At 70.6% G+C, this 22922-nt stretch carries 10 protein-coding genes; 8 read left to right on the forward strand and 2 right to left on the reverse strand.

Annotation, left to right across the window (positions count from 1 at the left end; translation table 11 throughout):
* Nucleotides 1–16 precede the first annotated feature (16 nt).
* Together JIG36_RS28585 and JIG36_RS28590 are read left to right on the forward strand one after the other, a co-directional pair.
* Entirely contained in the window at nucleotides 17–1270 is a 1254-nt protein-coding gene (locus tag JIG36_RS28585; protein ID WP_203379502.1) for a cytochrome P450, read from the forward strand.
* A gap of 71 nt (nucleotides 1271–1341) precedes the next feature.
* The gene (locus JIG36_RS28590) at nucleotides 1342–15444 is read left to right on the forward strand and encodes a non-ribosomal peptide synthetase (protein WP_203379503.1); all 14103 of its coding nucleotides are present in this window, start codon (nucleotides 1342–1344) and stop codon (nucleotides 15442–15444) included.
* A gap of 55 nt (nucleotides 15445–15499) precedes the next feature.
* Here JIG36_RS28590 and JIG36_RS28595 read toward each other — a convergent pair whose 3' ends face one another.
* Both JIG36_RS28595 and JIG36_RS28600 read right to left on the reverse strand, forming a co-directional pair.
* Nucleotides 15500–16762, reverse strand: a complete 1263-nt coding sequence (locus JIG36_RS28595; protein ID WP_203379504.1) for a cytochrome P450 family protein — start codon at nucleotides 16760–16762, stop codon at nucleotides 15500–15502.
* The gene (locus tag JIG36_RS28600; RefSeq protein ID WP_203379505.1) at nucleotides 16759–17277 is read right to left on the reverse strand and encodes a hypothetical protein; all 519 of its coding nucleotides are present in this window, start codon (nucleotides 17275–17277) and stop codon (nucleotides 16759–16761) included. Before JIG36_RS28600 ends, JIG36_RS28595 begins: the two co-directional genes overlap by 4 nt.
* 253 nt (nucleotides 17278–17530) lie before the next feature.
* Here JIG36_RS28600 and JIG36_RS28605 point away from each other — a divergent pair, with 253 nt between their 5' ends.
* The 6 genes from JIG36_RS28605 to JIG36_RS28630 are packed head-to-tail and all read left to right on the forward strand — an operon-like array spanning nucleotide 17531 to nucleotide 22919.
* Complete coding sequence (locus JIG36_RS28605) at nucleotides 17531–17785, forward strand: acyl carrier protein (protein WP_203379506.1); 255 nt, start codon at nucleotides 17531–17533, stop codon at nucleotides 17783–17785.
* Nucleotides 17786–17820: 35 nt separating this feature from the next.
* Nucleotides 17821–19065 (forward strand): beta-ketoacyl-[acyl-carrier-protein] synthase family protein, encoded by a 1245-nt coding sequence (locus JIG36_RS28610; protein WP_203379507.1) that lies wholly within the window; start codon nucleotides 17821–17823, stop codon nucleotides 19063–19065.
* Entirely contained in the window at nucleotides 19062–20198 is a 1137-nt protein-coding gene (locus JIG36_RS28615; protein WP_203379508.1) for a beta-ketoacyl synthase N-terminal-like domain-containing protein, read from the forward strand. The genes JIG36_RS28610 and JIG36_RS28615 overlap by 4 nt, the downstream gene beginning before the upstream one ends.
* The gene (locus tag JIG36_RS28620; RefSeq protein WP_203379509.1) at nucleotides 20195–21139 is read left to right on the forward strand and encodes a beta-ketoacyl synthase N-terminal-like domain-containing protein; all 945 of its coding nucleotides are present in this window, start codon (nucleotides 20195–20197) and stop codon (nucleotides 21137–21139) included. Before JIG36_RS28615 ends, JIG36_RS28620 begins: the two co-directional genes overlap by 4 nt.
* Nucleotides 21136–21954: an alpha/beta fold hydrolase gene (locus tag JIG36_RS28625; RefSeq protein WP_203379510.1), complete on the forward strand. Its 819-nt coding sequence runs from the start codon at nucleotides 21136–21138 to the stop codon at nucleotides 21952–21954. Before JIG36_RS28620 ends, JIG36_RS28625 begins: the two co-directional genes overlap by 4 nt.
* Complete coding sequence (locus tag JIG36_RS28630; RefSeq protein ID WP_203379511.1) at nucleotides 21951–22919, forward strand: hotdog family protein; 969 nt, start codon at nucleotides 21951–21953, stop codon at nucleotides 22917–22919. The genes JIG36_RS28625 and JIG36_RS28630 overlap by 4 nt, the downstream gene beginning before the upstream one ends.
* Nucleotides 22920–22922: the final 3 nt, after the last annotated feature.

Genomic DNA, 22922 nt, shown 5'->3' on the forward strand with positions numbered 1-22922 from the left:
CAGAGAGGTGAAGCAATTGAGCACACGGCTCGCCGAAGTGCCGGAAGAGATCTTGGCCGTCAATCTCGTCGACACCAAGGCGTACCTCGAGAACGACATGGGCGCCTATTGGCGGCGCCTGCGGGACGAACACCCGCTCTACTGGCACGAGCCGGTAGGCGAAACACCGGGATTCTGGGTGGTGAGCCGTTACGCCGAGGTGATGAAGCTCTACCGGGACGACAAGCGCCTCACGTCGGAGAAGGGCAACGTTCTGGTCACGCTGCTGGCCGGTGGCGACTCGGCGGCCGGTCAGATGATGGCGGTGACCGACGGCAAGCGGCACAAGGACCTGCGGAACGTGATGCTCCGCGCGTTCTCCCCGCGGGCCCTGGCCAAGGTGAACGAGCTGGTGCGGGCCAACACCCGCGACCTGCTGGCCCGGACGATCCGCAAGGGGACCGGAGACTTCGTCAAGGACGTCGCCTCGGTCATCCCGCTGACCACGATCGGGAACCTGCTCGGTGTGCCACCGGCCGACAATGCCGAACTGCTCGAGCTCACCAAGGCGTCGCTCAGCTCGGACGAGCCTGACCAGGCGCCCGAGGAGGCCTGGGTCGCCCGCAACGAGATCCTGCTCTACTTCAGCGACCTGGTCGCCGAGCGCCGTGCCAACCCGCAGGACGACGTCCTCACGACGCTGACTCAGAGTGAGGTCGACGGCGAGCCCCTGTCCGACCAGGACATCGTCTTCAACTGCTACAGCCTGATCCTCGGCGGTGACGAGACGAGCCGGCTCACGATGGTCGAGACGATCTACACGCTGACCCGGGAACTGGAGCAGTGGCGCCGGCTCAGGGCCGGCGAGGTCGACCTGGAAACGGCCACCGAGGAGTTCCTGCGCTGGGCCAGCCCGGCGATGAACTTCGGACGCCGCGCGCTGGTCGACTTCGAGGTGGCCGGCGGTCAGGTGAAGGCCGACGACATCGTGACGCTCTGGAACGTGTCGGCCAACCGGGACGAGCGGGTCTTCGAGCGCCCCGACGTGCTCGACCTCAGTCGGTCGCCGAACAAGCACGTGACCTTCGGCTACGGCCCGCACTTCTGCCTTGGCGCCTTCCTGGCCCGGGTGGAGCTGCGGGAGATGCTCGACGCCCTGCGCAGCTTCACCACGGGCTTCGAGCTCACCGGGGAGCCCCGCCGCATTCACTCGAACCTGATGCAGGGTATGTCGTACCTGCCGGTTCGCTTCACCCCGGACGAGGCGGGCCTGGCCGGCGAAGGCCGCTGAGGCACGCCACCTCTCTCAATCCTTTGTGACGCGCGTCCGGCACGGACGCCTTGTAGATACGTGGAGCTGGTATGTCTCACCCTCAGGGTGTCCGTGTTCCGCTGACCTCGGGACAGCTGGGAATCTGGTACGCGGCGCAGGAGGACCCGGCCAACCCGCTGTTCTGTCTGGCCGAGCGAATCACCATCGCGGGGCCGGTGGACCCCGAGCGGTTCGCGGCGGCCGTGCGGCAGGTGGTCGCCGAGACCGAGGCGCTACGGACGCGTTTCGCCGAGGAGGACGACGGGCCCGTCCAGATGGTGCTGATCGACGGCGAGGTGCCGCTCGAGTTCGTGGACCTCTCTTCCGCTGCGGATCCCGAGGCCGCGGCCCGGGACTGGCTCGCCGCCCGGCTGGTCGAGCCGGTCGAACTGACCGGTGCCTCGCTGTCGGCCTTCGCGCTGCTGCGCTGCGCGGAGGATCGCTTCGTCTGGTTCCAGCGTCACCATCACCTGGTCCTCGACGGGATCAGCTGTGCCCTGGTCGCGCGACGGATCGCGACGGTCTACAACGCGTTGGCCGGCGGTGTTCCGCCGGAGGCCGGGGCCGGGGCCGGGGCCGGCCTGGCCGAGCTGGCCGCCGCCGATGCCGAGTACCGGGCATCGGACCAGTTCACCGCCGACCGTGCCGCCTGGGCTGAGCAGTACGCGGATTCGCCTGAGGTGGCCGGTCTGGCCGGGCAACCGCGCCGGTATCCACGCCGGCCGCTGCTGCGCGCCGAGGGACACGTCGACCCGGCGGGCGCGGAGGCCGTCCGGTCGCTGGCTCGGGAGTCCGGCGTCGGCTGGCCCGCGGTCGTCGTGGCCGCGCAGGCCCTGTACGTGCACCGGATCACCGGCCGTCCGGACGTTGTCCTGGCGTTGCCGGTCGGGGCTCGGCCCCGCGGTGCCGTCGCCCGGGTGCCCGGCATGACGTCGAACGTCGTACCCGTCCGGGTGCGGGTCGAAGCGGGCGCGACCGTCACCGACATCGTCCGACAGGCGTCCGGACAACTGCGCGCCGCGCTGCGGCACCAGCGGTACCGCTACGAGGACCTGCGACGTGACCAGGGGGCTCTGGCCGACGGTCGTCGTCTGCTCGGTCCCCGCATCAACATCGTCACCTTCAATTACGACTTCGACTTCGGCGGTGCCCCGGTCACGGTTGAGACTCTGGCCATCGGTCACGACGACGACCTGACCGTGGTGGTGGACAGCCGCGACCCGGCCGGCGGACTGCGCATCGAGCTGAACGCCAACCCCGACCTGTACGACGAGCGGGAGCTGAAGGGCCACTGCGCCCGGCTGACCGAGCTGCTGGTCACGATGGCCGGTGCGGCCGATCAGCCCACCGGCCGGCTGGACGTGGCGAGCCGGGACGAGCGGACCGCCCCCGCTGACGTGCCCGCCGTCCTCGAATCGTCCGCGGAGACTCTCGACGATCTGTTCCGCGGCCAGGTGGCGCGGACACCTCGGGCGACCGCCGTCACGCTGGGCCCGGTCTCGCTCAGCTACGCCGAACTGGACGAGCGGGCCAACCGCTTGGCTCGTCTGCTGATCGCCCACGGGGCCCGGCCCGGCACGCTCGTCGGTCTGCTGCTGGAGCGCTCCCTCGACATGGTCGTGGCCCAGGTCGCCGTGATGAAATCCGGTGCGGCCTATGTGCCGATCGACCCGGCCTATCCGGCCGACCGCATCGCGTACACGCTCGGCGACGCCCACCCGGCCGTGGTCGTCACGCACGCGTCGGCCTCCGCGGCGCTGCCCGACGACGTGCCCGCGATCGCCCTCGACGGCGATGAGACTGCCGGCCAGCTGGCCGTCCTGCCCGGGACCCCGGTCGAGGACGCCGATCGGGCGGGACCGCTGACCGACGGCTCGCCGGCGTACGTGATCTACACGTCCGGGTCCACCGGACGTCCCAAAGGCGTTCAGGTGAGCCACCGCAACGTCGTCCGGCTGTTCAGCCGGACCGAGCACTGGTTCCACTTCGACCAGAACGACGTCTGGACGCTGTTCCACTCGTACGCCTTCGACTTCTCCGTCTGGGAACTGTGGGGACCGCTGCTGCACGGCGGCCGGCTCGTGGTGGTGCCCTACGAGGTCTCGCGGTCGCCCGAGGGCTTCCTGCGGCTTCTCGGCGACGAAGGGGTGACGGTGCTCAACCAGACCCCGTCCGCCTTCTTCCAGCTGATGCAGGCGGATCGGGACAACCCGGCCGACGGTGACCGGCTGGCCCTGCGCTATGTGATCTTCGGTGGTGAGGCGCTCGATCTGTGGCGGCTGCGCGACTGGTATCAGCGGCACTCCGGCGAGAACGCACCGGTCCTGGTCAACATGTACGGCATCACGGAGACCACGGTCCATGTCACCTACCGGGCGCTCGACGCCGGGACCGTTGCCTCCGGCGCCGGCAGCCTCATCGGGGTCGGTATCCCCGACCTGCGGGTGTATCTGCTGGACAGCGCTCTCCGTCCGGCCGTTCCCGGTGCCACCGGTGAGCTCTACATCGGTGGAGGCGGCGTCGCTCAGGGCTACCTGGGCCGGAGCGGTCTGACCGCGGAACGGTTCGTCGCCGACCCGTTCGCGGCCGACGGGAGCCGCATGTACCGCAGCGGCGACCTGGCCCGCCTGCAGGCCGGCGCGCTGGAGTATCTGGGCCGCGCCGACGATCAGATCAAGATCCGTGGATTCCGGATCGAGACCGGCGAGATCGCCGCCGCGCTGTCCGCCTGTGCCGGGGTGACCCACTGCGCGGTGGTGGCCCGGGACGACGGCCGGGGCGAGCGTCAGCTCGTCGCCTATCTGGTCGCGGAGGACCCGGCACACGTGCCGGACGCCGGTGAGCTGCGTAAGAAGCTTGGTGAGTCGCTGCCCGACCACATGTTGCCGGCTGCGTTCGTTCCGGTGACCGAGCTGCCACTGACCTCGAACGGCAAGCTCGACGTACGGGCCCTCCCTGCGCCGGAGCTCACCGGCAGCGGGACGTCCCGCGCCGCCCGCACACCCGGCGAGCAGGTGCTCGCCGCCCTGTTCGCCGAGACGCTCGGCGTGGACATGGTCGGGGCCGAGGACAACTTCTTCGTCCTGGGCGGGCATTCGCTGTCGGCCACCCGCCTGATCGGCCGGGTGCGCTCGGTGCTCGGGGCCGAGCTCTCCGTCCGCGACATTTTCGAACAACCCACGGTGGCCGCCCTGGCCCCGCTTCTGGACAGCACGGGAACGGCCCGGCCGGCGCTGCGGCCGAGTGCCCGCCCGGCGGACATCCCGCTTTCCTATGCGCAGCAACGGCTCTGGTTCCTCGACCGGCTCGAGGGCCCGAGCTCGACCTACAACATCCCGTTCACCATGCGCCTTCGTGGTGCCCTGGACGTCGGGGCCCTGCGCGCGGCCCTGACCGACGTGCTGGACCGCCACGAGAGTCTGCGGACGGTCTTCCCGCAGCGGGCGGGTCTGCCGCGGCAGGAGATCCTCGATGTCGCGACCGTAGCCGGTTCCCTCGACCCGGTCGACGTTCCGGCCGAGTTGCTCCCGGCGCGGCTGAGGGGGGCCGCGGAGCACGGTTTCCGCCTGGACGCGGAATCCCCGCTGCGGGCCGAGCTCTTCCGGCTCTCGGCCGACGAGCACGTGCTCTCCGTCGTCGTGCACCACATCGGGGCCGACGGCTGGTCACTTGCCCCACTCGTGCACGACCTCACCGCGGCCTACAACGCCCGGATCGATGGTCAGGCGCCCGAGTGGGCCCCGCTTCCCGTCCAGTACGCCGATTACGCACTCTGGCAGCGGGAACTGCTGGGTGACGAGACGGACGCGGGCAGCCCGCTCGCGCGCCAGCTCGCGTACTGGAAGCAGACTCTCGCGGCCCTTCCGGAGGAGTTGCACCTTCCGGCCGATCGCCCCCGTCCGGCGGCGAGCAGTCACCGCGGCGCGGCGGTGACGCTCGATCTCGACACGCGGACCCACGCCGGCCTGACCGAACTGGCTCGTCAGTGCGGAGCCAGCCTGTTCATGCTCCTGCAGGCCGCGCTGGCCACCCTGCTGTCGCGGCTCGGCGGGGGCGACGACATCCCGCTGGGCAGCCCCGTCGCGGGCCGCACCGACGAGGCCGTCGAGCACCTGGTCGGTCTGTTCGTCAACACCCTGGTGCTCCGCACCGACACCTCGGGCCGGCCGACCTTCACCGAGCTGGTCGAACGCGTACGGCAGACGGACCTTTCCGCGTACGCGCATCAGGACATGCCCTTCGATCGGCTGGTCGAGGTGCTCAACCCGGACCGTTCGCTGGCCCGTCACCCGCTGTTCCAGGTGCTGCTGAGCCTGCAGGACCACCCGCGCGGCACGGTCGAGCTGACCGGTCTGGACGCCGTTGTCACGCCGGGCGACCTGGTCGTCGCGAAGTTCGACCTCCAGTTCGACTTCAGCGAGAGCTTCGACGAGCACGGCCGCCCGGCCGGGCTCGGCGCCCAGGTCATCTACAGCACCGACCTGTTCGACGAGGTCACCGTGCAGCGCATGCTCGGCCGCCTGGCCGTGATGCTGGCCGAGGTCGTGGCCCGGCCGGAGACACGCATCGCCGATCTGGAACTTGTCCTGCCCGAGGAGAAAGCCGTCGTCATCCCGGCCACCGTCCCGGCCGTCCAGGACGTGACAGTGCCGGACCGCTTCGCGCAGATCGTCGCCGCGTCGCCCACGGCCGTCGCCCTGGTGGCGGCGGACGGCACCGAGATCACGTTCGCGGAGCTGGACGAGCGAGCCAACCGGCTGGCGCACTGCCTGCTCGCGGCCGGCGTCGGTGCCGAGGGCAGGGTCGCCGTCCTGCGTCGCCGCTCGGTCGATCTGGTCGTCGGGCTGCTGGCCGTGCTCAAGGCCAACGGGACCTACGTCCCGCTCGACCCGCGTGCGCCCCGGGCCCGCTGGGAGGCGATCCTGCGCCGCACCGAGGCCGCCGTGCTTCTGACCGATGCGGACGGGACGGCCGAGGGGATCGACACCACGGCGACCGTCATTGCCGGCGACACCCCGGCCGGTGACTGGAAGGTCACGGCGCCCGCGGTGACCACACGTCCCGAGCAGCTGGCGTACATCATGTTCACGTCGGGTTCGACCGGCGTGCCCAAGGGCGTGGCCATCACCCACCGGGACCTGGTCGCGTTCGCCCTCGACAATCGGTTCGCGGACGAGGCGCACCGCCGGGTGCTGATGCACGCGCCGCACGCGTTCGACGCCGTGAACTACGAGCTGTGGGTGCCGTTGCTGACCGGCGGCCGCGTCGTCCTGGCCCCGCCTCACGACATGGACGTCGCCACCCTCCGGCGATTGATCGCCGCGCACGGCATCACCGGTCTGCACCTGACCGCGGGCCTGTTCCGGGTGGTTGCCGAGAACGACGCGGACTGCCTGGAGGGCGTCCGCAGTCTCTGCGCGGGTGGCGACGTCGTGCCCGCCGCGGCCGTGCGCCGCGTGCTCGAACGGTTCCCCGACATGGTGTTCCGGGACACGTACGGTCCGACCGAGACCACCACGTTCGCCACCTGCCACACCGTCACCACCGGCGTGGTCGCCGATCCGGTGCCGATCGGCCGGCCGATGGACGGTGTGCGCGCCTATGTGCTCGACCGGAACCTGCGCCGCGTGCCACCCGGTGTGCTCGGCGAGCTCTACCTGGCGGGCGCGGGCCTCGCCCGTGGCTACTGGACCGCGCCCGGTCTCACTGCCGAGAGGTTCGTGGCCGACCCCTTCGGCGCGCCGGGCGAGCGTATGTACCGCGTCGGTGATCTGGTCCGCCTCGGCCGGGACGGTGATCTGGTGTTCGCCGGACGGGCCGACGACCAGGTGAAGATCCGCGGTTTCCGGATCGAACCCGCGGAACTCGAGGCGGCCCTCGCCGCACGACCCGGCATCGCTCAGGCCACCGCTCTGGTCCGCGAGGACAGGCCGGACGACAAACGTCTGGTGGGTTACGTCGTTCCGGTCCCGGGGGAGCGGATCGACGCCGGCGCCATGCGGTCCGAGTTGGCCACCGTGCTGCCGGACTATCTCGTTCCGTCCGCGATCGTCGTGCTGGACGCCTTGCCCCTCACCGCGAACGCCAAACTGGACCGGGCCGCGCTGCCCGCGCCGGAGCAGACGGGCGACCGGGTCGGACGAGCCCCACGCACACCCCAGGAGCAGGTCCTCTGCGGGCTCTTCGCGGAGATTCTGGAGGTCTCCTCGGTCGGTATCGACGACAACTTCTTCGAACTGGGCGGTCACTCCCTGGTCGCCACCCGGCTGGTCCTGCGTATCGAGGCGGTTCTCGGTGTCGACGTCCCGGTGCGCGAGCTGTTCAACGCGCCGACCGTCGCCCAGCTCGCCGCCATCGTCGCCAACGCCGAGGGCGCGCGGCTGCCGCTGGCCGCACGGGAACGCCCGGCCGAGATGCCGCTTTCGCCGTCGCAGCGCGGACTCTGGTTCCTCAACCAGGTCGAGGGGCCCAGCCCGACATACAACCTCGGTGTGTCACTGCGGTTCACCGGCCGGGTCGACCGGGAGGCCTTACTGGCCGCGCTGCACGACACCGTGCTGCGGCACGAGAGCCTGCGCACGGTCTTCCCGGACCACGACGGCGTGCCGATCCAGCGGATCGTGGAGGCCACCGACCTGAAAGTGCCGGTGACCGTCGCCGAGTCGGACGAGGCCTCGCTCGACGAGCACCTGAGTGAAGCGGCCCGGGCCGGCTTCGACCTCGCCCGTGAGCTGCCGATCCGGGCCCATCTGCTGGTGCTCGGACCGACCGAGCAGGTCTTTCTGATCGTCGTGCACCACATCGTCTCGGACGGATGGTCGCTGAGCCCCCTCGTCGCCGATCTGGCCGCTGCGTACACGGCCCGGCGCGCGGGTAGCGCGCCGGACTGGGAGCCGTTACCCGTCCAGTACGCGGACTACACCCTGTGGCAGGCCGAGCTGATGGGCCGTCCCGACGACCCGGAGAGCCGTCTCGCCCGCCAGCTGGCGCACTGGGAGCAGGCCCTGGCCGGCCTGCCGGACCAGCTCGAGCTGCCGACCGACCGTCCCCGCCCGGCCGTCCTGAGCAGCCAGGGTGACATCCTGTCGTGGACCCTGGACGCCCCGGTGCAGCAGGCGCTGCACCAGATCGCCCGCAGTAGCGGCGCCAGCCTGTTCATGGTGTTGCAGGCCGCCGTCGCAGCAGTGGTGTCGCGGCTCGGCGGAGGCGACGACATCGCCCTGGGCACCGCGGTCGCGGGCCGCAATGACGAGTCGCTCGCCGACAGCGTCGGCTACTTCGTCAACACCCTTCCGTTGCGCAACGACGTGTCCCGCGACCCCACCTTCCGGCAGCTGATCGAGCGGGTCCGGACGGCCGACCTGGCGGCCTACGCCAACCAGGAGGTCCCGTTCGACCTTCTCGTGGAGCGGCTCAGCCCGCAGCGTTCCCTGTCGCGGCACCCGCTGTACCAGGTGCTGCTGACGTTCGAGAACATCCCCGAGCTGCGGCTACGCTTCGCCGGACTGGACACCCGCCTGCACCCGGCCAACCCCCGGGCGGCCAAGTGCGACCTCGAGTTCGCGGTCGGCGAGTCGTTCGGCGCCGACGGTGCGCCGGAGGGGCTGCGGGGCACCCTGACCTACAGCACCGACCTCTATGACCGCGGTACCGCACAGGCACTGGCGGACCGGCTCGTACGTTTCCTGACCGCGGTCGCGGCCGATCCGGCACTGCGGGTGTCCCAGGTGGACCTGCTGTCGCCGGCCGAGCGGGAGCTCGTTCTGCACACGTGGCAGGGCGCCGACGAGGAGGTCGAGTTCCGGACCGTCGTCGAGCGGATCGAGGAGCAGGCCCGCCGCATACCCGGGAACATCGCGGTCAGCACGGCCGCCGGGCATCTCACGTACGCGCAGTTCATGTCCCGGGTGAACCGCATGGCGCGGTGGCTGATCGGCCACGGTGTGGGGCCGGAGCGGGTGGTGGCGCTGGCTGTCTCCCGATCGCTGGACACCTTTGTCACACCGCACGCCGTCGCCGCGGCCGGGGGAACCTATCTGCCGATCGAGGACCGTTACCCGGCGGACCGGCTCGCGTACATGGTCGAGGACAGCCGGCCCGTCCTGGCGCTGGTGCACGGGAGCAGTGAGCACCTGGTGACCGCCGCCGACGTGCCGCGGCACCGGATCGACACGGCGGACTTCGAGGCCGAGCTGGCGGCGCTTCCGGACGGACCGGTTACGGACGCGGAACGGACCGCGCCGCTACGGAACACCAATGCCGCGTACGTTCTCTACACCTCCGGATCGACCGGCCGCCCGAAGGGGGTCTGGGTCGAGCACCGGTCCCTCATCGACCACGTCTCGACCGCGTCGCGTCGCTACGCGGGGCTCGACGGAGTGGCCGTGCTGCATGCCCCGGTGTCCTTCGACATCTCGCTGATGGCGTTGCACATGGTCCCGGCCAACGGTGGTCACGTGCATGTGACCGGGGGACTGGACTCGCCCGACCCGGCGACCGTCGAGCTGTTACGGGAGCACCGGCTCACGTACCTCGATGCCGTGCCGAGTCACCTGCCGATGCTCACCGCGCTGCCGCCGGAGTTCGGACCGGCCCGGGAGCAGTTCTTCGGCGGCGAGGCGCTGCGGGCCGACGCTCTGGTGGCGTGGCGCCGGGCCAACCCGGGAGCTGCGGTGCGCAACGGCTACGGGCCGACCGAGACCACGTGTGTGGTCACCGATCGGCTGATCGAACCGGGTGAGGACCTCACCCCGGGTGTCGTGCCGATCGGTGTGCCGCAGTCCAACACCCGTGTCTACATCCTCGACGACAATTTGCGGCCGGTCCCGCCCGGTGTGCCCGGCGAGCTCTACATCGCCGGCTCCGGTCTGGCCCGCGGTTACCTCTATCGGCCGGGCTTGTCGTCCGCGCGTTTTGTCGCCTGCCCGTTCGGGCCGTCCGGAGAACGGATGTACCGCAGCGGTGACCTCGTCCGGTGGCTTCCGGACGGGAAGATCGCCTATCTGGGCCGGGTCGACGACCAGGTCCAGGTGCGTGGCTTCCGGGTCGAGCTCGGCGAGATCTCCTCGGTGCTCAACCTTCTGCCCGGGGTCGACGCCGCGGCCGTGATCGTCCGTGAGGACACGCCGGGCGACGAGCGCCTTGTCGGCTACGCGGTCCCATCGGCGGGCGTTGCGCTGGTCGTCGCCGAGCTCCGCGAAGCGATGACCCGCGTGCTTCCCGAGTACATGGTGCCGACGGTGATCGTGGAGCTGCCCGAGCTTCCCCTCACACCGAACGGAAAACTGGACCGGCGGGCGCTCCCGGCACCGGACTACGCGGCCGCGGCCGCGGGCCGGGAGCCGGCGACACCGCAGGAGGCGGCCCTGGCGGAGCTGTTCGCCGAGGTGCTGGCGTTGCCGAAGGTCGGCGTCGATGACGATTTCTTCGCGCTCGGCGGGCACTCCCTGATCGCGGCGCGCCTGGTCAACCGGATCCGCTCGGCTCTCGACGTGGAGATCTCGGTCCGGGCCCTGTTCGAGGCGCCGAGTGTCGCCGCCCTGGCCGGGCGACTGGGCCAGGCGCCTGCGACAGCCCGCGCCGAGCTGGTCCGGAGGGAACGACCGGAGACTCTGCCGCCGTCCGCGGCTCAGCTCGCCCTCTGGTTCCTCAACCGGATCGAGGGCGCGCGCAGCGTGTACAACGTGCCCGTTGTGCTGCACCTGTCCGGGCCCCTGAACGAGGCGGCGTTGCGGGCGGCGGTGACCGACGTGGTCGCCCGGCACGAGGCGCTGCGGACCGTCTTCCCGTCGACCGGCGGCCGGCCTCGCCAGGAGGTACTGAGCGACCCCACCACCACCCTGGCCGTGCTGGAGCTCGACGAGAACCGGTTGCCGGACTTCCTCGCCGGCCTGGCGAGCGGGGAGTTCGACGTCACTGTGGACCGGCCGTTGCGGGCCACCCTGGTCCGGCTCGGCGCCACCGAGCACGTCCTTGTCCTGTTGATGCACCACATCGCCACCGACGGCTGGTCCCTGGCCCCGTTGCGGAGGGACCTCGCGACGGCGTACGCCGCGCGATGCGACGACGCCGAGCCGGGCTGGGAGCCGCTGCCGATCCAGTACGCCGACTTCACGTTGTGGCAGGTCGAGCATCTCGGCGATCCGCACGACCCTGCGAGCAACCACGCCCGTCAGCTCGCCTACTGGCGGGACCGGCTCGACGGGGCGCCGGAGGAACTGGCGCTGCCCTCCGACCGGCCGCGACCGTCGGCGGGGGACAACGTCGGCGCCAGTGTCGAGATGCGGCTGGATGCCGCCGTGACGACGCGCATCGAGGAACTCGGCCGAGTCCACGGGGTCAGCACCTTCATGGTGCTGCAGGCCGCGCTGGCGGTGCTGCTCACCCGGCTGGGTGCCGGTACCGACCTGCCGATCGGCACCACGGTGGCCGGGCGCAGTGACGAACGCCTCGAGGATCTCGTCGGCCTGTTCATCAACACCCTGGTCCTGCGGACGGACACAGCCGGGAACCCCACGTTCTCGGAGATGCTGGAGCGTGTCCGCCGAACCACACTCGACGCCTTCGCCCACCAGGACGTGCCGTTCGAGAAACTGGTCGAGGGGTTGAACCCGGAGCGGTCGCTGGCCCGTCATCCGCTCTTCCAGGTCGCTCTCACCCACTACAACACTCCGACGGCCGAGGTGCCGCTGGGCGCACTGGCCGTCCGGCAGCAGCACCTCGACCTGCGGATCGCGAAGTTCGACCTGGCCTTCGGATTCGGCAATCCGGCCGGCGATCCGGGTGTCCTGCGGGGATGGCTGGAGTATCGGACCGACATGTACGACGCGGCCACCGCGGAGTCGCTGTTGCGGCGGCTGATCCGGGTGCTCGACGTGGTCTCCGCCCGGCCCGGGATCCGGGTCGGCGACGTCGACGTTCTCGGCGACGAGGACCGGCAGAGGGTGCTGTACGAGTGGAACGGCACCCGCCGGGATCAGCCGCGCTGGCGTATCGACGAGCGTGTGGCCGACCACGCGGCGCGGACACCCGACGCCGTCGCGGTTGTCGACGGCAACACTTCGCTGACCTACCGGGAGCTGCACGAGCGCGCGGACGGCCTCGCCGGGGTGCTGGCCGGTCACGGCGCCGGTCCGGATCGGCTGGTGACGGTGGCCCTGCCGCGCTCGGCCGAGCTGGTCGTGACGCTGCTGGCGGTGATGCGAACCGGGGCCGCGTACCTGCCGCTCGACCCGGAACACCCGGCCGACCGGATCCAGTACACGCTTCAGGACGCGAAGCCGGCACTCGCCGTGGTCAACTCGGCCACGGTCGGCGTGCTCGACGACAGTGTCCCGCGGCTGGTGACCGATGCACCCGGCGCGACGACCGCGGCGCCGGGGGGCTACACGCCGACGCCGGACACGGGTGCCGCCTACGTCATCTACACCTCGGGCTCGACAGGTCGCCCGAAGGGCGTGGTCGTCACACACCGCGGTTTCACGAACCTCCTCACCGATCAGGCGCGACGGTTCCGGCTCGGTCCCGGCAAGCGGCTCCTCGCGGTGACGACGGTGTCGTTCGATGTCGCCGCACTCGATCTGTTCGGCCCGCTCAGCTGCGGCGCGGCGGTGGTCGTGGCCGGACGGGAGAGCGTCCTCGACCCGGGTGCTCTCCTCGCCCTGATCGAATCGGCGAGGATCGACTGCCTGGAGGCGACCCCGTCGCTGTGGCAGGCGCTCGCGGCCGCGGCGCCGGAGAACGGCCTGCGTTCCGTGCACGCCTTCATCGGCGGGGAGGCGTTCTCCGACGCGCTGGCCGATCTGCTGCGGGCACGGGTACGGACTCTGACCAACGTCTACGGCCCGACCGAGACCACCGTGTGCGCCACCGCCCAGGACCTCACGGAGCCGGAACGGATCACGATCGGCGGCCCGATCGACAACACCCAGGTCTACGTGCTCGACGATCGGCTCCAGCCGGTGCCACCGGGAGTGGTGGGCGACCTGTACATCGCCGGTGACGGGGTGGCCCGGGGTTACCACAACCGGTCCGGCCTGACCTCCGAGCGCTTTGTCGGCTGCCCGTTCGGGCCGGCCGGATCGCGGATGTACCGCACCGGCGACCTCGTCCGGTGGACCCGGTCGGGTCGCCTGGACTATCTGGGCCGGTCGGACCACCAGGTCAAGATCCGCGGTTTCCGGATCGAACTGGGGGAGATCGAGGCCGTGCTGCTACGGCACCCGGCGGTCGAGCAGGTCGCGGTCGTCGATCAGACCGACGACCGCGGAGTGCGGCGGCTTGTCGCCTACCTCGTGCCGCGGCCCGGCGCGGACGTGCCCGCGCCGGAGGAACTGCTCGGGTTGACCGGCGCCGCCCTGCCCGACTACATGATCCCGGCGGCGTTCCTGCCGCTCGACCGGCTGCCGCGGACGCCCAACGGCAAGCTGGACCGCGGCGCGTTGCCGGCACCGCAGTTCACAGCCGGACCGGCGTCGCGGAAACCGCGGACACCGGTGGAGCACGTGTTGCTCGGCATCGTCGCCGATTTGTTGCGCGTGCCGGACGCCGGGGTCGAGGACAGCTTCTTCGAGCTCGGCGGTGACAGCATCTCGTCGATGCAGCTGATCACGCGGGCACAGGCGGCCGGGCTGGGACTCAAGGTCAACGACGTTTTCGAGCGGCGTACCGTCGCCGGAATCGCTCAGGTGGCACGCATCCTCGACGAGGACGCCGGCGCCGAGCAGGACGACCCGACCGGCACGGTCCCGGCGACTCCGATGATGGCCCTGCTGCGTGAACGCGCGGATCGTGACCGGCTCAGCCAGCACACTCTCCTGAGAACGCCCGCGGGCCTGACCGCCGATCGGATGACCGAGCTGCTGCAGGGCCTGCTGGATCGACACGATGTTCTGCGGTCCCGGCTGGACGATCATTGGCAGCTCGTCGTGGCACCCGTCGGCGAGGTGTCGGCCGACAGCGTGCTGTCCCGGGTCCCCGTGGCGGCGGTCATCCCCGAGGAGGTGCTGACCAGCCACTTCGCCGGGGCCGTCGATCGTCTGAATCCGCAAGCGGGCACGATGATGCGGGCTGTGTGGTTCGACGCGGGGTCCGATGAGGCCGGCCGCCTTCTCCTGGTGGCGCATCATCTGGTCGTCGATGCTGTTTCGTGGCGGATCCTCCGGGACGACTTGGAGCTGGGCTGGGCGGCGGGCTGGGAATCGGCGCGAGGACCCGCCCGCACGTCGGTCCGCCGGTGGAGCGAGCAGCTTCGTGCCGAGGCCCACCGGCCGGAGCGGCTCGCCGAGCTGCCCTACTGGGTGGACACACTCGCACTCGACGATCAGCCCGTTCCTCCGGCCGCCGGGAGCCCCGCGGTCTCCGCTTCGGTGACCTTGGCCGCCGGCGCGACGGAACCGTTGCTGTCCGAGGTTCCGGCGACGTTCCACTGCGGCGTGGAGGACATCCTGGTCGCCGCGTTTGTCGCCGCCCTGGCCGAGCAGCAGCGTCACCGGGGCGGCCCGGCCGGACCGATGCTGGTGGCTTTGGAGCACCACGGCCGGGACGCGGAGCTCGAGGGCGTCGACGTCACGGGCACCGTCGGCTGGTTCACCACCATGTTCCCGGTCCGGCTGGATGCCGGTCGGATCGACTGGCCCGACCTGTGGGCGGGCGGGGAGTCCGCGGGACGCGTCGTCAAGCGGATCAAGGAGCAGCTGCGGGCGGTACCCGGCGACGGGCTCGGTTACGGACTGCTGCGCCATCTCAACGAGGACACCGCGCCCGTGCTGGCCCGTGGCTCCGGAGCGGCACTGAGCTTCAACTACCTCGGTCGCACGTCGATCGACTTCGGCCGCGAGCCATGGTCGATCGCCCCGGAGGCCGTGATGTTGAAGCCGGCGGAGACGTTCACTCCGTTCGCTCTCGAACTCAACGCGGTCACGCTGGACCGACCGGCCGGGCCGGAGCTGACGGCCACCTTCAGCGCGGCGCCGGGTGCCTTCGGGGTCACCGAACTCGAGGCGTTGGGGGACATCTGGCGGCGGGTGCTGGACGTTCTGGTCGCGCACACGCGGCGTCCGGCCGCGGGCGGGCACACGCCCTCGGACGTGGCACTGGCGGCCCTCAACCAGGACGAGATCGAGCTCCTCGAGGACGACTGGATCGGCAGCTGACCAAGGAGGAGGCCCCGGACGTCGGTGACGTCCGGGGCCTCTTTGCGGGGCGGGGTCAGCAGGTACGGATGGGCAGGGCTTCCAGAGCGCGGGTGAGGTTCATCTGGTAGCGCAGATCGGCCGGGTCGGCGGCGAGTTCGAGTCGCGGGCAGCGCTCGAGCAGGCTGCCGACCAGAACCTCGGTCTGCAGCCGGGCGAGCGGGGCACCAAGGCAGCGGTGGATGCCGTGCCCGAAGGCGAGTTGGCCGGCCGTGTCCCGGCGGATGTCGAAACGTTCCGGGTGGGGGAAGCGGCGCGGATCGCGGTTGGCGGCGCCGAGCGACACCACCACCAGCTCGTCCTCCGGGATCACCACCTCGCCCAGGTCGAGCGGCCCCGCGGTGACGTTGAGCGTGGACAGATGCAGGGCGTTGTCGTACCGGCAGAACTCGTCGACCGCGCCGGAGAGCAGACCCGGGTCCGCGCGTACGGCGTCGAGCTGATCGGGGTGGCGGAGCAACGCCAGGACGCCGTTCCCGATCAGGTGGGTCGTCGTCTCGTAACCCGCGGCCAGCAGTTGGAACACCATCGACACGAGTTCCACCTCGCTCAGCCGGTCCTCCTCGTCGCGCGCGCGGATCAGATCGGAGAGGAGGTCGTCCTGCGGGGCGGCCCGCCGATCGGCGATCAGGCCCGTGAGGTAGGCGGCCATGGACTCGGCGACCTCGAGCAACCGGTCCGGCTGGACGGCCACGGTCAGAGCGCTGGACCAGGCCCCGAACTGCTCCTGGTCGGCCGCGGGAACACCGATCAGGTCGGACAGGACCGACACCGGAAGGGGATAACCCGCCGCCTTGAGCAGGTCCACGTCTTCGCGCCCGGCAACCTCGCCGAGCAACTCGTCCACGGTCTGCTGGATACGCGGCCGCAGTTCCTGGATCCGGCGCACGGTGAACGCCTTGCCCACCAGCTTGCGCAGCCGCGTGTGGTCCGGCGGGTCCGCGGTCAGCATGTGCTCGACCAGCATGCGCTGACCGAGCGACGGCTCGGGCGGCGGCGCGGCGGGTGGCGTGTCGGAGGCTTCGCCGGTCGGTTCGGGCATCGGTGGCTGCGCGCCGGTGATGGCCGCGATGACGCGACCCGCGCGGGCCTTGTCCTTGACCACGACCGGCGAACTCAGCGCGGTCCGGGCCTCGGCGTGGCGAACCACCAACCACATCGGTATGCCTTGGAGCGCGATCCGCACTGCGGGCGCCTGCTCCCGTAGCCGTTCGTAGACCGGGTACGGATTCTGGAAGAAGTCCGGAGTCAGCGGCTCGGCGGCTGTTCCTTCGGTCATGAGCTGATCCTTTTTGTGGCGTCCGGGCGCCGGGTCCGGCGCCGGTAGTAGTCCGCGGTCACCACGAGCACGAGTGGCCCCCAAGCGACCAGGGGTGCGTAGGCGCCCCGCATGACGGCGCCTTTGCGGCCGGTGGGCAGCGGCGGCAGCGCAAGTTGTTCCCGCCTCTGCTGCCGTTTACGGCCGCCGAAGAATCCATTACGGGTGGCGTGCGCCATCATTCCCATCACCGCGACGGCACCAGCCGTAGCCGGCACGACGGCCGCCGCCACCGGAACCTTCTTGCCGCCGATACCGGGCACCCAGCGAGGGACCTTCTCGCCCCACGGGCGCACCAGACCGATGGTCAATGCGGCGGCTCCCATGGAGACGGCCGAAAGCCCGGGAACGTAGGCGTACTCCCATTTCCGGCTCGGATCCTTGGGAAATCCCAGTCGCCAGACCGACGACGGAAGAACGCACAACGGAACCGCGTAAGCGGCCCCCTTGATCAGGGGGTGGACGTCGGTCGTCATAAGAGAAACGGCACCTTCCACTATGCCGCCGTTCCGGCGGACGGCCCCAAGCTACGAGCCCGGCCACCGAAAACGGCTGACGGATCGAGCTTTCTGATGCCGGCTTGCGAGAGGGGCGGTCCGGCGTCCCAAGACCGTTTCAAGGATTCAAACTTCTGCATCGCTGGTGTTCGCCCCGTTCCGGTCTGGCTACCGTTCCGGCTGTCAATTGGTCCGTCCACCTTCGCCGGTGGCGATCGAAGGAGCGCAACCCATGCCCGTGGTGACCGCGGAAACCGCCGAGAAAATCAAGTCCATCGTCTGCGACATCCTCGAGATCGAGGAGGACGAGGTGACCGAGACGAGCCTGTTCGCCGATGACCACGAGGCCGACTCGCTGCGCGCGATCGAGATTCTCGCCGCCCTGGAGAAGGAGTTCGGGGTGGTCATCGACCAGGCCGAGCTGTCGCGCATGGTGAACCTGCGCGGAGTGCACGACGTCATCGCCGAGGCGATGGCGAAGGCCTGATCGAGCCTTTCCCACACCCGGCCGAGACGGAAGGAATGTCAGTGACCGTCAGCAATGACAATGGGCATCGAGTGGTCCTCACCGGCCTCGGGGTGGTTTCCAGCGTCGGGCTGGGCGTGACCGAGTTCGGCACGGCGCTGCGCGCCGGCCGCAGCGGCGCCCGCCCGATCACGCGGTTCGACACCGCCGGATTCGAACGGACCAACGGCTGTGAGGTTGTCGGGTTCGAACCGGGGGAGTGGGTACGCAACGTTCCCGTCGACGCACTGGGAAGGGCCGCGCAGTTCTCCGTCGCGGCGGCCCGGATGGCCCTCCAGGACGCCGGCGCCGATGTCAGCGAACTACGGGACCGGCCGGGAGTGATCTCGGTCGGCACCACCGACGGCGAGTCCTACGACCTCGACCACCTGGTCGAGGCCGAGGTCAACTCGGGGCCGGAGAATTTCGACCGGGCTCGCGTCGCCCGGATCCCGGCGAGCCGGCTCTCGGCCGGCGTCGCCCAGGAGTTCGGCCTGACCGACGTCGAGGCCATCACCATTCCGACCGCCTGTGCCGCCGGCAACTATGCGATCGGCTACGGCTTCGACGCGGTCCGGGCCGGCGAGGCCGAGTACGCGCTCTGCGGCGGCGCCGACGCGATGTGCCGTAAGACCTTCGCCGGTTTCTACCGCGTCGGGACCGTCGCACCGGAACGCTGCCAGCCGTTCGACATCGACCGCAAAGGCATCCTGACCGGGGAGGGCGCCGGCATCCTCATGCTCGAGCGGCTCGACACGGCGCTCGCGCGCGGTGCACGGATCTACGCCGAGGTGCTCGGCTACGGCCTCAACTGCGACGCCTACCACCCGGTGGCACCCAACGAGGACAGTGTCGCCGCTGCGATGCGTCTGGCGTTGGAGAACGCTGCGGTGAAGCCGAACGAGGTCGATCTTGTCTCGGCCCACGGCACCGGCACCCGGGCCAACGACGTCACCGAGGCCCGGGCGATCCGGCAGGTTTTCGGCGACGGGACACCGCGCACCATCTCGATCAAGTCGATGCTGGGCCACTCCATGGGGGCGGCCAGCGCACTGTCCGCGATCGCGTGTGCCCTCGCCATCAACACCGGCTTCATCCCGCCGACCATCAACCACGTCCAGACCGACCCCGAGTGCGATGTGGACTGCGTGCCCAACCACGCCGTCGACGCCGACCTGCGAGTGGTGCAGAACAACGGCCTGGCGTTCGGCGGCAACAACGCGGTTGTGATCCTCGGGCGTTACGAGGGGAATGCGCGATGACCACCGCGATCACCGGTATGGGCGCGGTGGCCAGCATCGGCGGCAACGTCGACGAGTTCTTCGCCGCGCTCTGTGCGGGCCGCACCGGCAATGCTCCGCTGCGGGTGTTCGACACCGAGCGGTACCGGTCCCGCAACGCCTACGAGATCGACGACCGCCCGGCCGGCGGTCCGGACACGGCGATGCGGACGACCACCTACCTGATCACCGCGATCGAACAGGCTCTGCGGGCCGCCGGGATGAGCGACGACCTCAGTGGTGTACCCGTGCTGGTCGGCACGGGGCTGCGGGAGCTGCGCTCACTGGAGCTGTGGCATCGCGACCGGGCCGCGTTCGGCCCGGACGATCTGCATTTCGGTGCCGCGTTGCGAGCCAAGTTCGGGGCGCTCACCACACACACGTTCTCCAACGCCTGCGCCGCCTCGTTGTACGCCTTGGCGATGGGTGCCGATCTGATCGAGCAGCGGTCGAGTGACGTCGTGGTGGTGGCCGGCGTGGACATGATCTCGGAGAGCATGTTCGGCCTGGTGGAACGCATCCATCCGAAGGCGCCGGACGTGGTGCGGCCGTTCGATCGGAACCGGCTCGGCGCGGTCATGGGTGAGGGCGCCGCCGCGGTTGTCCTGCGCCGCGCTGACCCGGCCGCCGACGAGGCAACCGCTCTGCTGCGGGGAGTGGGCGTCAACTGCGACGCCTACCACGTGACCGCCCCGAGCCCGGCGGGCATGGCGACCGCGATGCGCGACGCGCACCGGCGGGCCGGTGTCACACCCGCCGATGTCGGACTGGTGATGCTGCACGGCACCGGAACGATGCTCAACGACGAGGCCGAGGCGACCGCGCTGGCCGACGTGTTCGGCCCGGCCGCGCGTGACCCGCTGATGACGGCGACGAAGTGCATGACCGGCCACACCTCGGGCGCCTCGGGCCTGCTTGGACTGATCACGGCGGTCCGGGCGCTGCGTGACGGTGTGGTCCCGCCGACCATCGGCCTGGACGATCTGGTCGACGAGGCCGAGGGGTTCCGCATCGTCACCGGTGAGCAGGCCACCCACCGGGCCCGCCGGGCCCAGGTGAACGCGTTCGGGTTCGGCGGCATCAACGCCGTCGCGATCGTGGAGGTGGACGAGTGAACACCGTGGCTACCGGCGTCGGTGCCGTGCTGGCCGGGGACGCCGGCCTGGCGGGCCTGGCCGGCGGGACGGTGCCGTCGCCGGAACCGGCGAACCCGGCCGCGCAGCTGCCCGGGCGTGGTCTGCGGTACAAGGACCGCGCCACTCAGCTCGGGCTCGCCGCCGCCCGGGCTGCCCTGGCCGACGCGGGCCTGCTCGGTGACGCCGACGAGCTGCTGGTCCCGCCCGGTGAGGCCGGCGTGGTGGTCAGCTCCAACCTGGGCAACGCCGACACGGTCTGCCGGGTGGTCGAGACGATCGCCACCGAGGGTACGCGGGCCACGAGCCCGATGGACCTGCCGAACGCCTCCAGCAACGTGATCGCATCGTCCATTGCCATCCGGTTCGGCCTGGCCGGACCCAACGTCATGCTCTGCAACGGTGAGACCTCAGGTCTGGACGCTCTGTTCTGGGCGCAGTCGCTGCTCGTTTCCGGGCGCTGCAAGTACGTCGTGACCGTCGGCGTCGAACCGGACAACCCGGTGGTGCGCCGGCTCACCGGCCGCGACCGGGTGCTCGACGGCGCGGCCGCAGTCGTACTCGAACTGGCCGGTACGGCCGAGGGCCGAGGCGTCCGGACACGGCTCGGCCTCGGCCCGTACCGGCGGACCGCCGATCTGTCGGGATGCCTCACCGGCCTGGCCGGGGCGGCCGAGGTGCCGGCGCGCTGGTACACATCGGACGCAGCGGGCGCGGCACCCGCTGACGTGCTGCCGGCCGTGCCGCGAGTTGACCTCGCCGCGGTGTGGGGCGCCGCATCGGGCGCCCTCGGCGTTCTCCAGTGCGCGGCCGCCATCGGCTGGTTCGACGGAGGCGGGTCCGGTCCGGTTCTCGCGGTCAACGGTGCCGATGACGGCCCGGCCACGGCCGCGATGGTGTTCGACCGGAGCTCGGCTCGATGACCGGGACGCTGCCTACCAGCCCGGCGGAGCCGGTCGTGCTGAAATGCCACCGGGCGCCCGCCGAGGCCGGGGAACGTGTCCTGTTCCTGCACGGCCTGGCCAACAGCGCGGGTGTGTGGCGCACCTCGATCGCCCGATGGCCGGAGGGCGCCGAGCTGTGGACCGCCGATCTGCCGTGGCGGCTCAGCCACCCGCGGACCTGGAGCCGCGAGGACGGGCTGGAACGCTACGTCGCCGAGGCGGTCGCCCGGATTCCCGGCGGCGTCGACGTGATCGTGGCGCACTCGTTCGCCGCCAACCTGGTACTCGAGGCGCTGGCCGCGCCGGATTCGACGCTCGCCCGGCCGCGTGCCCTCGTGCTGGTCTCACCCTTCTACCGGGCCACACCCGACGACTTCACCTGGCGCGACATCGAGCGTTTCCCGGTGACGTTCCGGCGCATCATCGAGGCCGGGATCGCGGTTCAGGCCGGCCACCGGACCGGTCCGGCTGCTCTCGACGCCCTCGTGACACGAGTGTGCGCCCTGGTCGGCCCGTACGGCTGGGCCAGCTTCCTGCGGATCTACCTGCGAACGCCCCAGCTCGCCCTGTCGCGGCTCGGGGTGCCCAGTCTTGTGGTCGCCGGCGCCGACGACTTCTGCCCACCGCCGGCGGAGAGTCTCGCCCTGGCCGAAGCGATTCCGGACGCACGCGCCCACCTGGTGCCAGGCGTCGGGCATTTCGCCATGGTGCAGAACACCGAGGCTTTCGTCACCGGGGTCAGTGAGTTCGTGGCTGACCTCCGTACGTCTCTATCGAAGGAGAACAGCAGATGAGCGTCGTGACCGTGCCCACGTCGGTGGAGGCGGTGCTCGCGCCCAGCCGGGGCACTCTGCGCCCGCGGTTCGAGGGCACCAACATCGGCACCTGGATCGGGTTCAAGCACATCAACTACCTGGTCGAGGAGGCGCTCGTCGAGCACTTCCGGTCGGCGGGAGCACCGGTCGGCGCGCTGTATCGCAACTGCGGTGTGGGCTTCGAGATCGTGCACCTGGACACCCGGATCATCAGTGCCCTGCACATCGACGATCTGGCGACGTACGAGGTCGTGCCGTCCGCGCCCGTCGACGGCGAGCTCGCGGTCCGGGTAGTGCTGTCGACCGATCGCGACGGTGAGAACAGCAAGGTCGCGACGTCGAAGGTCCGGGTGGTGCTGCGCGACGACGCCCGGGCCAAGCCGACCGCGGAACTGCCGGCCGAACTGCGCCCGTTCCTGGTGTCCCGGATCGGGGCGACGTCGCCCGCCCCGGCGACGATCGTGGCCGAGGGCCGCACCGACGCTGACGTGCTGACGCAGTTGACGCGCGGGCGGAACGCCTACGCCCACGCGTGGCGCATTCCGTACTTCTACTGCCACTACACCGAGCGTCTTCAGATGTCGGGCTACCTGCGCGTGATGGAGGAGGTCGTCGACCTCTTCCTGGGCGACCGGGGCCTGTCGATCCGCAACATGCTCGACTCGCGGGACTGGATCCCCGCGTGCACGCACTCGCGGATCCGGATGGTCGACGAGGCCTTGATGGAGGAGACGCTCTACGTCGTCTACACGGTCGAAGAGATCTTCAAAGATTTCCTCTATACCTCGTCGATGGAGTGCTACGTGCTGCGTGAGGACCGCCTGGTGCCGACGGCGACCGGTGTCGTCACCCATGGGTACGCCGCTATCGACGACCGGACCAACTGGGGCCTGGTGCCCTTCGACGCCAAGGTGCACGCCGCCTTCCGCGGTGAGCAGAGGTAACCG

Source organism: Paractinoplanes ovalisporus (assembly GCF_016834655.1).
Classification (GTDB): domain Bacteria; phylum Actinomycetota; class Actinomycetes; order Mycobacteriales; family Micromonosporaceae; genus Actinoplanes; species Actinoplanes ovalisporus.

Bases quoted from the DNA above. Each gene is read 5' to 3' on its own strand.
- JIG36_RS28590 (WP_203379503.1), top strand. From the start codon at position 1,342: ATGTCTCACCCTCAGGGTGTCCGTGTTCCGCTGACCTCGGGACAGCTG.
- JIG36_RS28595 (WP_203379504.1), bottom strand. From the start codon at position 16,762: ATGACCGAAGGAACAGCCGCCGAGCCGCTGACTCCGGACTTCTTCCAG.
- JIG36_RS28600 (WP_203379505.1), bottom strand. From the start codon at position 17,277: ATGACGACCGACGTCCACCCCCTGATCAAGGGGGCCGCTTACGCGGTT.
- JIG36_RS28605 (WP_203379506.1), top strand. From the start codon at position 17,531: ATGCCCGTGGTGACCGCGGAAACCGCCGAGAAAATCAAGTCCATCGTC.
- JIG36_RS28610 (WP_203379507.1), top strand. From the start codon at position 17,821: ATGTCAGTGACCGTCAGCAATGACAATGGGCATCGAGTGGTCCTCACC.
- JIG36_RS28615 (WP_203379508.1), top strand. From the start codon at position 19,062: ATGACCACCGCGATCACCGGTATGGGCGCGGTGGCCAGCATCGGCGGC.
- JIG36_RS28625 (WP_203379510.1), top strand. From the start codon at position 21,136: ATGACCGGGACGCTGCCTACCAGCCCGGCGGAGCCGGTCGTGCTGAAA.
- JIG36_RS28630 (WP_203379511.1), top strand. From the start codon at position 21,951: ATGAGCGTCGTGACCGTGCCCACGTCGGTGGAGGCGGTGCTCGCGCCC.